The 12766-nt window shown below is 62.8% G+C and carries 11 protein-coding genes; 7 read left to right on the forward strand and 4 right to left on the reverse strand.

Annotated features, from left to right (window positions below; translation table 11 throughout):
- The first annotated feature begins 279 nt into the window (after positions 1 to 279).
- From O3297_RS07665 to O3297_RS07690, 6 genes are all read left to right on the forward strand, one after another.
- Positions 280 to 1287 carry a LacI family DNA-binding transcriptional regulator gene (locus tag O3297_RS07665; protein WP_070279662.1) on the forward strand — a complete coding sequence of 336 codons (1008 nt, stop codon included), beginning with the start codon at positions 280 to 282 and terminating at the stop codon, positions 1285 to 1287.
- Between the two features lie 32 nt (positions 1288 to 1319).
- Entirely contained in the window at positions 1320 to 2804 is a 1485-nt protein-coding gene (gene xylB, locus O3297_RS07670) for a xylulokinase (RefSeq protein WP_370385426.1), read from the forward strand.
- A gap of 2 nt (positions 2805 to 2806) precedes the next feature.
- Positions 2807 to 3757, forward strand: coding sequence for a transaldolase (gene tal / locus O3297_RS07675; RefSeq protein ID WP_305048263.1), 951 nt, complete (start codon positions 2807 to 2809; stop codon positions 3755 to 3757).
- Between the two features lie 64 nt (positions 3758 to 3821).
- Entirely contained in the window at positions 3822 to 4757 is a 936-nt protein-coding gene (locus O3297_RS07680) for an ABC transporter substrate-binding protein (protein WP_077404737.1), read from the forward strand.
- Positions 4758 to 4834: 77 nt separating this feature from the next.
- On the forward strand, positions 4835 to 6334 hold the full coding sequence (locus tag O3297_RS07685) for a sugar ABC transporter ATP-binding protein (RefSeq protein ID WP_034784605.1): 1500 nt from the start codon (positions 4835 to 4837) through the stop codon (positions 6332 to 6334).
- A 160-nt stretch (positions 6335 to 6494) separates the two neighbouring features.
- Complete coding sequence (locus tag O3297_RS07690; protein ID WP_070279901.1) at positions 6495 to 7505, forward strand: ribose ABC transporter permease; 1011 nt, start codon at positions 6495 to 6497, stop codon at positions 7503 to 7505.
- Between the two features lie 97 nt (positions 7506 to 7602).
- Here the strand turns inward: O3297_RS07690 and O3297_RS07695 are convergent, their stop codons facing one another.
- The 4 genes from O3297_RS07695 to O3297_RS07710 form a co-directional block, all read right to left on the reverse strand.
- Complete coding sequence (locus tag O3297_RS07695; protein WP_092604982.1) at positions 7603 to 8028, reverse strand: GNAT family N-acetyltransferase; 426 nt, start codon at positions 8026 to 8028, stop codon at positions 7603 to 7605.
- A gap of 61 nt (positions 8029 to 8089) precedes the next feature.
- Positions 8090 to 9091: an NADP-dependent oxidoreductase gene (locus O3297_RS07700; RefSeq protein ID WP_305048264.1), complete on the reverse strand. Its 1002-nt coding sequence runs from the start codon at positions 9089 to 9091 to the stop codon at positions 8090 to 8092.
- Between the two features lie 99 nt (positions 9092 to 9190).
- Positions 9191 to 9493: a Dabb family protein gene (locus O3297_RS07705; RefSeq protein WP_058048132.1), complete on the reverse strand. Its 303-nt coding sequence runs from the start codon at positions 9491 to 9493 to the stop codon at positions 9191 to 9193.
- Positions 9494 to 9619: 126 nt separating this feature from the next.
- A complete protein-coding gene (locus tag O3297_RS07710; protein ID WP_070279674.1) occupies positions 9620 to 10798 on the reverse strand; it encodes an acetyl-CoA C-acyltransferase in 1179 nt (392 codons plus the stop codon).
- 229 nt (positions 10799 to 11027) lie between these two features.
- On the opposite strand from O3297_RS07710, the gene O3297_RS07715 reads away from it, so the two are divergent.
- Complete coding sequence (locus O3297_RS07715) at positions 11028 to 12728, forward strand: MFS transporter (protein ID WP_034784609.1); 1701 nt, start codon at positions 11028 to 11030, stop codon at positions 12726 to 12728.
- The last annotated feature ends 38 nt before the right edge of the window (positions 12729 to 12766 follow it).

The following is a 12766-nucleotide window of genomic DNA, read 5'->3' on the forward strand; positions in this document are numbered from 1 at the left end:
GGGTAGGTCGGGTTAGCGCGCAAGCGCGTAACCCGACAACACCAGCGCCCTCAACCGGCATCACCGCCGTCCCCGATGTCGGATTACGCGCGCCTCCGGCGCGCTAATCCGACCTGCGCAAGCTTCCCCTATCCTCATCGACAACCCACCCGCCATCCATCCGCAGAAAAAAGAAAGCGCTTGCGCAAGCGCTTTCTTTTGTTTACGATAGCTTCAATCGCGGCGACACAGCCGCACCCAATCGCAGTACACAATAATAAAAAAACCTCAGGAGACACCATGGCCACCATGGAAGATGTAGCGCGGGCGGCGGACGTATCGCTGTCGACCGTCTCTCACGTAGTCAACGGCACCCGCAAGGTCAGCCCGAAAACCGTCGCCGCCGTCAACGCGGCCATGCAGCAGATCGGCTATGTGCCGAACATGCTGGCGCGCGCGCTGGCCGGCTCCTCGTCGGGCACCATCGGCGTGGCCATTTCCGCCTTCACCAATCATTATTTCAGCGAAACCGTGCGCGCCATCGAGGCTGCCTGCACGCGGCACGGCTTGATGATGCTGTTTTCCGATACGCATGACGACCCCGAGCAGGAGTTGAAAGTGGTGCAAAACTTGCACCAGCGCCGCGTCGACGGCATCGTGCTGGCGCCATCCGGCGATCCGCACAACCGCGCCCTCGACTATTTGACCAGCAACAAGATCGCTTCCGTGCTGGTCGACCGCATGTCGCCGCAACCGTTCGACCAGGTGGGCGTGGAAAACATCGAAGCGACGGCCCAGCTCGTCAGCCATCTGATCGCGGCCCATGGCCACCGCCGCATCGGTTTCATCGCCGGCGCGCCCGGCCTGTCCACGACGGACGAGCGTATCGAAGGCTACCGCCTGGCCTTGCAACGCGCCAATATTGCCTTCGATGGGGCACTGCTGCGTTCGGGCGACTCCAACCTGGAACGCAGCGGCGCAGCCACGCGCGAATTGCTGGCCCTGCCCGCCGCACAGCGTCCCACGGCCATCGTTGCCGGCAATAACCTGATGACCATCGGCACCATGCATGCCTTGCGCGATGCGCACATTGCGGTACCGCAAGACGTCGCGCTGGCCGGCTTCGATGATTTCGACTGGGCCGATTACTTCAGCCCCCGCCTGACCGTGATGGCGCAGCCGCTCGAAGAGCTGGGCGCCATGGCTGTCGACCTCCTGATCGACCGTATCGCCAATCCGGGCATCGCCCAGCATGTGCAGCGTTTGTCGCCAACCTTGCGCGTACGCAATTCCTGCGGCTGCCCCTGACCTTTACATATAGACACACCATGCATCCAGCGATTTCCCTCGGTATCGACCTCGGTACCTCCGAACTGAAAACCGTGCTGATGGACCGCACTGGCGCCGTGCGCGGCCAGGCATCCGTGCGCATCGACACCAGCCGCCCGCAAGCAGGCTGGTCCGAACAGGCGCCGCAGGACTGGTGGGCCGCCTGCGTCAACGCGCTGGGCCAGCTGCGCGCGGGCTGGCCGCAGGACTATGCCCGCATCGCCTGCATCGGCCTGTCGGGCCAGATGCACGGCGCCGTGCTGCTCGATGCCAACGATACCGTGATCCGTCCCGCCATCCTGTGGAATGATGCGCGCGCCGAGGCCGAAGCGGCTAGCCTGGCGCGCGACTATCCCGCATATGCGGACGTGACGGGCAGCCTGCCCATGGCGGGCCTGACGGCGCCAAAACTGCTGTGGCTGCAAAAGCATGAGCCGGCCGCCTTTGCCGCCATCGCCTGTTTACTGTCGCCGAAAGACTATTTGCGCCTGCGCTTGACGGGCATCAAGCTGACGGACATGTCCGACGCGGCCGGCACTCTGTGGCTGGACGAGGCCAACCGTGCCTGGTTCGCGCCCATGCTGGCCGCCTGCGGCTTGCACCCAGAACAGATGTCGGCGCTGGCCGAAGGCGACGCCGCCACGGGCACCGTGCTGGCGTCCATCGCCGACCAGCTGGGCTTGCCGGCGGATGTGGTGGTGGCGGGCGGCGGCGGCGACAATCCCGTCTCGGCCGTGGGCATCGGCGCCGTCAATGGCGGCGACAGTTTTATCTCGCTGGGCACCAGCGCCGCCATCGTCAGCGTGACCGAAGCGCCTCTGGGCAATCCGGCCGGCGGCGTGCACAGCTTTTGCCACGCCCTGCCCGGACGCTGGTATGCGATGGGCGCGATCCTGTCGGGCGCCAGCTGTCTGCGCTGGGCAACTGGCGTGCTGGGCCAGCCCGACGAGGCAGCCCTGCTGGCGCTGGTGGAAGCGGGCTTGCCGCTCGACGCCCCCATTGCCCCTTCCGCGCCCCTGTTCCTGCCGTATCTGTCGGGCGAGCGCACGCCGCATAACGACCCGCAAGTGCGCGGCGCCTTTTTGCAACTGGGCCACGACAGTACGCCGGCGCAGCTCGGCTACGCCGTGCTCGAAGGCGTGGCCTTTGCCTTGCGCGACGCCATGGCGGCCGTCACATCGACGGGCGCCGTCGTTCCCCACTGCATGCTGGTGGGCGGCGGCGCGCGCAGCCAGTACTGGGCGCAATTGCTGGCCAATGTGCTGGGACGCGAAATGCGCACCCTGCACAACAGCGAATTGTCGGCCAGCCTGGGCGCTGCCAAGCTGGGCTTTGCCGCCATCGGCGACACCAGCCTGCTGACGCAGGGCTTGCCCATCAAAAACATTTTCCTGCCCGATGCCGCGCACAGCGCAGCCTTGAGCATCCGTTACGGTCGCTACCGTAGCCTGTTTCCCGCCGTGCAAGCCTTGCACCAACTCAGTGATAAGGAATAGTAATGAATCAGCTGCAACAATTGAAGCAATACAGCACCGTCGTCGCCGACACGGGCGACTTTTTGCAACTGGCGCGCTTCGCGCCGCAAGACGCCACCACCAATCCGTCGCTGATTTTAAAGGCCGTGCTGCAGCCCGATTACGCGCCCTTGCTGGAAAGCACGGTCGCCGCGCATCAATCCGCTGCGCTGGACGATATCGTCGACCAGGTGCTGGTGCGCTTCGGTCTGGAAATTTTAAAGGTCGTGCCGGGCCGCGTGTCGACGGAAGTCGATGCCCGTTTGAGCTTTGACCGCGACGCCACCGTCGCCCGCGGGCGCCGCCTGATCGCCCTGTACGAGCAAGCCGGCATCAGCCGCGAACGCGTGCTGATCAAGGTTGCCGCCACCTGGGAAGGCATCCAGGCAGCGCGCGAGCTGGAAAAGGACGGCATCTTTTGCAATCTGACCCTGCTGTTCGCGTTTTGCCAGGCCGTCGCCTGCGCCGACGCGAAAGTGCGCCTGATTTCGCCGTTTGTGGGCCGCATCTACGACTGGCATAAAAAATCGCTGGGCGCGGCATGGGACGAAGCGGCGCGCAGCCTGTCCAATGATCCAGGAGTACAGTCGGTCACGCGCATCTTCAATTACTACAAACAACATGGCATCGCCACGCAAGTGATGGGCGCCAGCTTCCGCAACGTGGGGCAGATCACGGCCCTGTCCGGCTGCGACTTGCTGACCATCAGCCCGGATCTGCTGGCCAAGCTGGAAGCGGCAGATGCGCCATTCGAGCGCGCTCTGGGCGGCGACCTGGGCGCGGCACAACCGGCCATCACGTATGACGAAGCCGCTTTCCGCTACGCCTTGAACGACGACGCGATGGCGACCGAAAAGCTGGCCGAAGGCATCCGCGGCTTTGCCGTCGATGCGGGCAAGCTGGACGCCATGATCGAGAAATTACGCAATCAATAAGTTTGCACCCCGTTTTTACCCGTAGCACCGTTTGTTTTTACAATAAAAACCCTTGGAGATCCTCATGAAAAAAGTCATTACCGCCTCCCTGCTGCTGTCCGCCGCCTGCGGCGCTTTCGCCGCTGACAAACCGCTGAAATCGATCGGCGTGAGCGTGGGCGACCTGGCCAACCCGTTCTTCGTGGCCATTGGCCGCGGCGCGGAAGAAAGCGCGAAAAAGCTGGGCGGCCCTGGCGTGAAAGTCACCACGGTGTCCAGCAAGTATGACTTGAACACCCAGGTGGACCAGATCGAGAACTTCATCGCCAATAAAACCGACATCATCATCCTGAACGCCGTCGATTCCAAGGGCATCGCGCCAGCCATCAAGAAAGCGCGCAATGCGGGCGTGGTCGTGATCGCTGTCGACGTGGGTGCCGTGGGCGCTTCGGCCACCGTGATGTCCGATAACACCATGGCCGGCGACGTGTCGTGCGCCTACCTGGCCAAGCAGATCGGCGGCAAGGGCAATGTGGTGATCCTGAACGGCCCGCCGGTCACGTCCGTGATCGACCGCGTCAACGGTTGCAAGAAAACTCTGGCCGCGTTCAAGGATATCAAGATCCTGTCCGACAACCAGAATGCCGGCGGCAGCCGCGACGGCGGCATGACCGTGATGTCGAACCTGCTGACGGCCCATCCGAAGATCGACGGCGTGTTCGCCATCAACGATCCGACCGGCATCGGCGCCGAACTGGCGATCAAGCAATCGAAGCGCACGGACGTGAAACTGATCACGGCAGTCGATGGCGCGCCCGATGGCCAGAACGCCCTGAAAAACAAGGCCGGCCTGTTTGCCGCCACCTCGGCGCAAAACCCGTACCGCATGGCCACCGACGCCGTGCAGATGGGCTACGACATCATGAACGGCCGCACGCCGAAACAGACCATGGTGCTGTTGCCGACCCCGGCCATCACCAAGGAAAACGTCGCCACCTACACGGGCTGGGTAAAGAACTGATCTGCCTGACCTGAACCACGTGGCGCCGCCAGCCAGTTGGCAGGCGGCGCCAGTTTCACCAGCAAGGAAGGACAGTCATGAGCGACGATATTATTTTTGAAATGCGCGGCATCGAGAAGCGCTTTGGCGCCACGCGCGCGCTGCGCGGCGTGCACCTGACGGTGCGCAGCGGCGAAATCCATGCCGTGATGGGCGAGAACGGCGCCGGCAAGAGTACCCTGATGAAGATTTTATCCGGCGTGTACACGCCGGACGCGGGCGAGATCATCCTCGACGGCAAGCCGATTCGTATCCGCAACCCGGGCGAGGCACGCGCGCTGGGCATCAACCTGATCTACCAGGAATTGAGCGTAGCCAGGAACATGACGGTGGCGCAGAACGTCTTCATGGGCAGCGAGCCGCAAGGACCGTTCTGGACCGTCAAGGGCGGCGAAATGCGCGCGCGCACGAATGCCATCCTGGCCGACCTCGGTTCCCGTTTCGACGCCGACACCATGGTCTCGACCCTGTCGATCGCCGAGCAGCAGCAGGTGGAAATCGCCCGCGCCCTCGTGCATGAAAGCCGCATCCTGATCATGGACGAGCCCACTGCCGCCCTGTCCGACCGGGAAACCGAACAATTGTTCCGCATCATCGAAGAACAGCGCGACAAGGGCCTGGCCGTGCTCTACATCAGCCACCGCATGGCCGAGGTGGAGCGCCTGGCGCGCCGCATCACCGTGCTGCGCGACGGCGCCTATGTGGGCGAGCTGGGCAAGGATGAGCTGGATCAAAAGAAAGTCGTGCAAATGATGGTGGGCCGCCCAGCCGACGACTTTTATGCGCACCAGCGGCGCACCACGCGCGGCGCCGAGCGCCTGCGCGTGGAAAACGTGGGCGGCGGCAAGGTCAAGCCCGCCTCGTTCGCGCTGCATGCGGGTGAAGTGACGGGACTTGCCGGCCTGGTCGGCGCAGGCCGCACGGAACTGGCGCGCCTGATCTTTGGCGCCGACAAGAAGCAATCGGGGCAAGTATGGCTCGACGGCCAGGAAGTGCACATCCACCGGCCGCTGGCAGCCATCCGCCACGGCATCGGCTACCTGCCGGAAGACCGCAAGAGCCTGGGCCTGTTCATGCAATTGTCGGCCATGGAAAACATGTCGATGAACATCCTCTCCAAGCACTCCACGGCGGGCGTCGTCAACCGTGGCGCCCTGACCCAGCTGACGCGCGAGGCAATTGCCAACCTCAACGTGAAAGTGTCGGGACCGGAAGGCATCGTCGGCGGACTCTCCGGCGGCAATCAGCAAAAAGTCTTGCTGGCGCGCTGGCTGGCCATCGCGCCCAAGGTCCTCATCCTCGACGAACCGACGCGGGGCGTGGACGTGGGCGCAAAGAGCGAAATCTACAAGATCATCCACCAGCTGGCCGATGCGGGCACGGCCGTGCTGTGCATTTCCAGCGAACTGGCCGAACTGGTCGGCATCTGCGACCGCGTGATGGTTATGTGCGAAGGACGCCTGACAGGCGAAGTGACGGGCGACGACATTACGCAGGAAAACATCCTTGCCTATGCCACGCAGCTGGAAGCGGCATAAAAACACCTGTCAAAACCTACTGCGCGTCGCGGGTTGCGGTTTCCGATGCTCACTGTGCATCCGCACAGTTCCGCGTCTCAACCACAACCCACATCCGCTCGCTACGGTTTTGTCAGGCGTTTTAAGAATACGTCTTAAATAATCATTCAGGAGACTCATGATGACAACTAGCACCACCCGCGGCGCCGCGCGCGCCGGCGAACCCTTCAATGCCTCGAACCTGATGCGCCGCCTGGGCATGCTGCCCGTGCTGGTGGTGCTCTACCTGGCCATGTATGGCCTGACCGTGTACTTCTCGGCCGATGGCACATCGACGTTCATGACCAGCAATAACACCATGAACATCTTCCGCCAGGTGTCGATCAATATCGTGCTGGCGTCGGGCATGACCTTCGTCATTCTGACGAGCGGCATCGATTTGTCCGTCGGCTCCGTGCTGGCTGTCTCGGCCGTTGCAGGCATGCTGATGTCCCTGTCGGCCCAGTTCGCCGGCTTCTCGATTCCCGCCTTCCTCATCGTCGGCCTGCTGCTGGGCGCGCTCAATGGCGTGCTGGTGGCCCTCGTCGGCCTGAACCCGTTCGTGGTGACTTTGGGCACCATGACGGCCCTGCGCGGCGCAGCCTACCTGTTCGCCGACGGCACCAGCGTGCTGAACACGGAAATCCCCAGCTTCGAATGGATGGGTAACGGCAGCTTCCTGGCCGTGCCCTGGCTGATCTGGCTGGCAGCGGCCGTCGTCGTGCTGACCTGGTTCATCCTGCGCAAGACCACCCTGGGCCTGCATATCTACGCTGTCGGTGGCAATATCCAGGCGGCACGCTTGACAGGCATCAAGGTCGGCCTCGTGCTGATGTTTGTCTACACGATCAGCGGCCTGTTCGCGGGCTTGGGCGGCGCCATGTCGGCCAGCCGTCTGTATGCAGCCAACGGCAACTGGGGCACGGGATATGAGCTGGACGCCATCGCGGCCGTCGTGCTGGGCGGCACCAGCCTGATGGGCGGCGTGGGCTCCGTCTGGGGCACCGTCATCGGCGCCCTGATCATCGGCGTGATGAACAATGGCTTGACGATTCTGGGCCTGTCGTCGTTCTGGCAGTACGTGGCGAAAGGTGTCGTGATCGTGCTGGCCGTGATTCTGGATAAATGGCGCCAGAGCCACGCGCAGAACTGATTGTGCTGGTGGTGTCGGGTGACGCGCTGCGCGCTAACCCGACCTACCGTTGACGTCGTAGGTCGGATTAGCGCTATGCGCGTAATCCGACAACACCCTAGAACACCAGCCGCATCTCCACATGCGCAATCCCCGCCTCTTCAAACACTTCCCCCTGCTGCACGAAACCGTGGCGCGCATAGAATGGCGCGGCCACGGTCTGCGCATTGAGCACCACCGCCGCATCGCCCCGTTCGCGGGCTTTGTCCATCAGCAAGGTCAGAATGGCGCCGCCCACGCCCGTGCCGCGGCCCGGCTGGCGCACGGCCATGCGGCCGATGTGGCCGTCTGGCAATAAACGTCCCGTGCCGATGGCGTTGCCGGCACCGTCGTAGGCAACGGCGTGCAGGCAGACGGCATCCATGTCGTCGAGTTCGATCTCGGCCGGCACTTTCTGTTCATCGACAAAGACTTCGAAACGGATGGCGGTGGCGTCAGGGCCCAGGGTGGCCCAGTCGCCGAGGCGGATGGTGTGCTTGGTCATGGGTATGCGCTAGTAAGAGACGGGCCGCAATTGTCGCACGGCCCGCCTTGCGGAAGGAAGGTCAGGCCAGTTTCACCAATTGCTTGCCGAAGTTGCGCCCTTTTAAGAGGCCGATGAACGCTTGCGGCGCGCTGGCCAGGCCATCGGCCACGGATTCGCGGAATTTCAGCTTGCCCGTCGCCACCAATGTTCCCAGTTCCGCCAATCCTTGCGGCCAGAATTCCGGCTGTTCCGACACGATGAAGCCGCGCACGGTGAGGCGGTTGGTGAGGATCAGGCGCGCATTGTCGAGCGGCGTCGGCTCGCCGTTATAGCCGGCGATCCAGCCGCACACGGCCACGCGGCCAAACGCGTTGGTGCGCGCCAGCGCTGCATCGAAGATGGCGCCGCCCACGTTTTCAAAGATGGCGTCGATGCCGTCCGGCGTGGCCGCCGCCAGGTCAGCCTCCAGATTGCCCGCCTTGTAATCGACGCAGGCATCGAAACCCAGTTCATTCACCACATACGCGCACTTGTCGGCGCCGCCGGCGATGCCGACCACGCGGCAGCCTTTCAATTTCGCCAGTTGCCCCACGACGCTGCCCACGGCGCCGCTGGCGGCCGACACGACCACCGTTTCGCCCGCTTTCGGCGCCATGATCTGGTTCAATCCATACCAGGCGGTCATGCCCGGCATGCCGACGGACCCCAGGTAGGCCGAGGCGGGAATATGCGTCGTGTCGACCTTGCGCAGCATGGTGCCGTCCGACACGGCCACTTCCGTCCAGCCCAAAGTCCCCACGACGGTGTCGCCTGCGGCAAACTTCGGATGCTTCGATTCCAGCACCACGCCCGCCGTGCCGCCGATCATGGTTTCATCGAGCGCCTGCGGCGCCGCATAGCTTTTATTGGCGCTCATGCGCCCGCGCATGTAAGGATCGAGCGACAGATACTGGTTACGCACCAGCAACTGGCCATCCGCGATGGCGGGAATCTCTTTGGTTTCCAGACGGAAATGTGCCGGCTGCACTTCCTCATTGGAAGCGGGGCGCGAGGCGAGGACGATGCGTTGGTAGGTGGTCATGAATGCTCCTGTCATTTGTCAAATGAACCCCAAAGGCAAAGTCCGGGGTCAAACCCTCAGGGTCTGACCCCAGCCCTTCGCTTTGGGGTTAACGGGTTTTCACACTTCGTAATCCATACATTGCCGTGCTTCCCGCACGGCCCCAAAGAACGGCTTGATCTTCACGTGCTCGGGATGGTTCTGGTAAGCGTCGAGCGCTTCGCGGCTGGCGAACTCGCTGTACAGGACGATGTCGTAGGTGGCTTCCAGGCCTGGCTGGGCCACGGCTGCTTCGAATTTCAGGATACCGGGCACCAGGTCCGAGCAGGAATCGAGCAGGGCTTTCAGTTTCAAGGCGTTCGTGGCGCGGTCGGCGCCTTCGGCGTGGTCTAACAGTTTCCAGAAAACGATGTGCTTGATCATGGTGGCAGGCTGGTTGTTTATTAATGAAGCATTACTGTACCCGCTATCGGCGCGCCTTGCAGGAAACGGACGCGCAATGCAAACGGGCGGCCTTGTAAGCCGCCCGCAGACTGGATAAAACCTACCTTACAGCACTTCGAACAGGCCGGCCGCGCCCTGCCCGCCACCGATGCACATGGTCACCACCACGTATTTGACGCCACGGCGCTTGCCTTCGATCAAGGCATGGCCCGTCAGGCGGGCGCCCGACACGCCATACGGGTGGCCGACGGCAATCGCCCCGCCGTTGACGTTCAGGCGGTCCATGGGGATGCCCAGGGTATCGGCGCAATACAGCACTTGCACGGCGAACGCTTCGTTGAGCTCCCACAGGCCGATGTCGGCAACAGTCAAGCCCGCCTTTTTCAGCAGTTTCGGGATGGCAAACACGGGGCCGATGCCCATTTCATCGGGTTCGCAGCCGGCCACGGCAAAGCCGCGGAAGATGCCCAGCGGCTGCAGCCCTTTCGCTTCGGCCACTTTCGCATTCATGACGATGGCCATCGCCGCGCCATCGGAAAACTGGCTGGCGTTGCCGGCACTGATGACGCCGCCCGGGATGGCCGGACGGATCTTCGCCACGCCGTCGTAGGTCGTGTCGGCACGGATGCCTTCATCGGCGGAGATCGTCACTTCGCGCGATACCAGCATGCCGCTGGCCTTGTCGGCCACGCCCATGATGGTGGTCATCGGCACGATTTCCGCGTCGAACAGGCCGGCCGCCTGGGCCGCGGCGGCGCGCTGCTGGCTTTGCGCACCATACACATCCTGGCGTTCGCGCGAGATCTGGTAGCGCTTGGCCACGGTTTCGGCCGTCTGCAGCATGGGCCAGTACACTTCCGGCTTGTGCTGCTGCAGCCAGACGTCGCGGTACATATGCGTATTCATTTCATTTTGCACGCAGGAAATCGATTCCACGCCGCCGGCCGCATAGATATCGCCTTCGCCGGCGATGATGCGCTGCGCCGCCAGGGCGATCGCCTGCAAGCCCGACGAGCAGAAGCGGTTGACGGTCATGCCAGCCGTCGTCACGGGGCAGCCGCCGCGCAAGGCCACCTGGCGCGCGATATTGCCGCCCGTGGCGCCTTCCGGGAAGGCGCAGCCGACCAGCACGTCTTCCACTTCCTCCGCCTCGATGCGCGCGCGCTCGACGGCGGCCGCCAGCACGTGGCCGCCCAGGGTGGCGCCATGCGTCATGTTGAACGCGCCCTTCCAGGACTTGGCCAGGCCCGTGCGGGCGGTCGATACGATGACGGCTTCATTCATGCTGTGTCTCCTTGTGGGGAATATTATGGGGTGGAATATCTGCGGAATCAGAATAGCACATTTAAGTACGATCGTTCGCAAAGTTCTGGTGCGCATCAATTTGTAAGCTTGGCGTAAGTTTCAAGCAAGCATGACGTAAGGTTAGGAGAACACACTCGCCTCCAGCTGTTGCAAGAATGGTCAAAAAGACCGCGGCACCAGTTCACTATAAAACATAGGGAGACAAACCATGGCATCACCATCCGGCTCGGCCGACGTACGGAAATTTTCCACCAAAGGCACTCCGATCACGCCTGAGGAACGCAAGGTCATCTTTGCATCATCCTTGGGCACCGTCTTTGAATGGTACGATTTTTACCTGTACGGTTCGCTCGCTTCCATCATCGCCAAGCAATTCTTCATCGGCGACCCTACCACCACCTTCATCTTCGCGCTGCTGGCCTTTGCCGCCGGCTTCATCGTGCGTCCGTTCGGCGCGCTCGTCTTCGGCCGCCTGGGCGACATGATCGGCCGCAAGTACACCTTCCTGATCACCATCCTGATCATGGGCGGCTCCACCTTCATCGTCGGCTTGCTGCCGGGCCACGCTTCCATCGGCATCGCGGCACCGATCATCCTCGTTTTCCTGCGCATCCTGCAAGGCCTGGCGCTGGGCGGCGAGTACGGCGGCGCAGCCACCTATGTGGCCGAGCACGCGCCTGAAGGCAAGCGCGGCGCGTTCACGGCGTGGATACAAACGACGGCAACCCTGGGCTTCTTCCTGTCGCTCATGGTCATCCTGGGTACCCGCCTGGCGACCGGCGAGAAGGATTTCGAGGCATGGGGCTGGCGCATTCCCTTCCTGGTCTCCGTCATCCTGCTGGGTATTTCCGTGTGGATCCGCCTGGCCATGAATGAATCGCCGGCGTTTGCCAAGATGAAAGCCGAGGGCAAGACCTCGAAAGCCCCGCTGACGGAAGCGTTCGGCAAGTGGAAAAACCTGAAGATCGTCATCCTGGCCCTGATCGGCCTGACGGCCGGCCAGGCAGTCGTCTGGTACACGGGCCAGTTCTACGCCCTGTTCTTCATGATCCAGACGCTGAAAGTGGACCTGGCAACGGCCAACGTGCTCGTCGCCATCGCCCTGCTGCTGGCCACGCCATTCTTCCTGTTCTTCGGCAGCCTGTCCGACCGCATCGGCCGCAAGTACATCATCCTCGGCGGCTGCCTGATCGCCGCTGCGACCTATTTCCCGATCTTCAACGGCCTGACCCACTTCGCCAATCCGCAGCTGGAAGCGGCACTGAAGAACTCGCCAGTGGTGGTGGTCGCCGATCCTGCTTCCTGCCACTTCCAGTTCAACATGACGGGCACGAAGAAATTCCCATCGTCGTGCGACATCGCCACGGGCTTCCTGTCGAACAGCTCGGTGAACTACACGAAGGAAGACGCACCGGCGGGCAGCATCGCCAAGGTACGCATCGGCACGAAGGAATTCACGTCGTTTAACGCCGTCATGACGGCCGATGGCTTGAACTTCGATGCGGAAAGCAAGGCCCACGAAGCGGCGCTGAAGAAAGAACTGGGCGCCGGCATCAAGGAAGCGGGCTACCCTGCGAAAGCCGATCCGGACCAGATCAACAAGCCGATGGTCGTCTTGCTGCTGTTCATCCTGGTGCTGTACGTGACCATGGTGTATGGCCCGATCGCCGCCATGCTGGTGGAAATGTTCCCGACCCGTATCCGCTACACCTCGATGTCCCTGCCCTACCATATCGGTAACGGCTGGTTCGGCGGCTTGCTGCCGACCACGGCCTTCGCGCTGGTGGCCTTCAAGGGCGATATCTATTACGGCCTGTGGTATCCGATCGTCGTCGCCCTGGCGACTGTCGTGATCGGCACCCTGTTCGTCAAGGAAACCAAGGACAACAATATCTACGCCGACGACTGATCTGATGCATGCCCCGGTCGCAAGGCCGGGGTCCGCAA

The sequence above is a fragment of the Janthinobacterium sp. SUN128 genome (genome assembly GCF_030587275.1).
In the GTDB taxonomy this organism is placed as follows: Bacteria; Pseudomonadota; Gammaproteobacteria; order Burkholderiales; family Burkholderiaceae_D; genus Janthinobacterium; species Janthinobacterium lividum.

Excerpts from the sequence above, each read along its gene's own strand:
- O3297_RS07695 (WP_092604982.1), bottom strand. The coding sequence starts at position 8,028 with ATGACCAAGCACACCATCCGCCTCGGCGACTGGGCCACCCTGGGCCCT.
- tal (WP_305048263.1), top strand. The coding sequence starts at position 2,807 with ATGAATCAGCTGCAACAATTGAAGCAATACAGCACCGTCGTCGCCGAC.
- O3297_RS07715 (WP_034784609.1), top strand. The coding sequence starts at position 11,028 with ATGGCATCACCATCCGGCTCGGCCGACGTACGGAAATTTTCCACCAAA.
- O3297_RS07665 (WP_070279662.1), top strand. The coding sequence starts at position 280 with ATGGCCACCATGGAAGATGTAGCGCGGGCGGCGGACGTATCGCTGTCG.
- O3297_RS07710 (WP_070279674.1), bottom strand. The coding sequence starts at position 10,798 with ATGAATGAAGCCGTCATCGTATCGACCGCCCGCACGGGCCTGGCCAAG.
- O3297_RS07685 (WP_034784605.1), top strand. The coding sequence starts at position 4,835 with ATGAGCGACGATATTATTTTTGAAATGCGCGGCATCGAGAAGCGCTTT.
- O3297_RS07680 (WP_077404737.1), top strand. The coding sequence starts at position 3,822 with ATGAAAAAAGTCATTACCGCCTCCCTGCTGCTGTCCGCCGCCTGCGGC.
- O3297_RS07705 (WP_058048132.1), bottom strand. The coding sequence starts at position 9,493 with ATGATCAAGCACATCGTTTTCTGGAAACTGTTAGACCACGCCGAAGGC.
- O3297_RS07700 (WP_305048264.1), bottom strand. The coding sequence starts at position 9,091 with ATGACCACCTACCAACGCATCGTCCTCGCCTCGCGCCCCGCTTCCAAT.
- O3297_RS07690 (WP_070279901.1), top strand. The coding sequence starts at position 6,495 with ATGACAACTAGCACCACCCGCGGCGCCGCGCGCGCCGGCGAACCCTTC.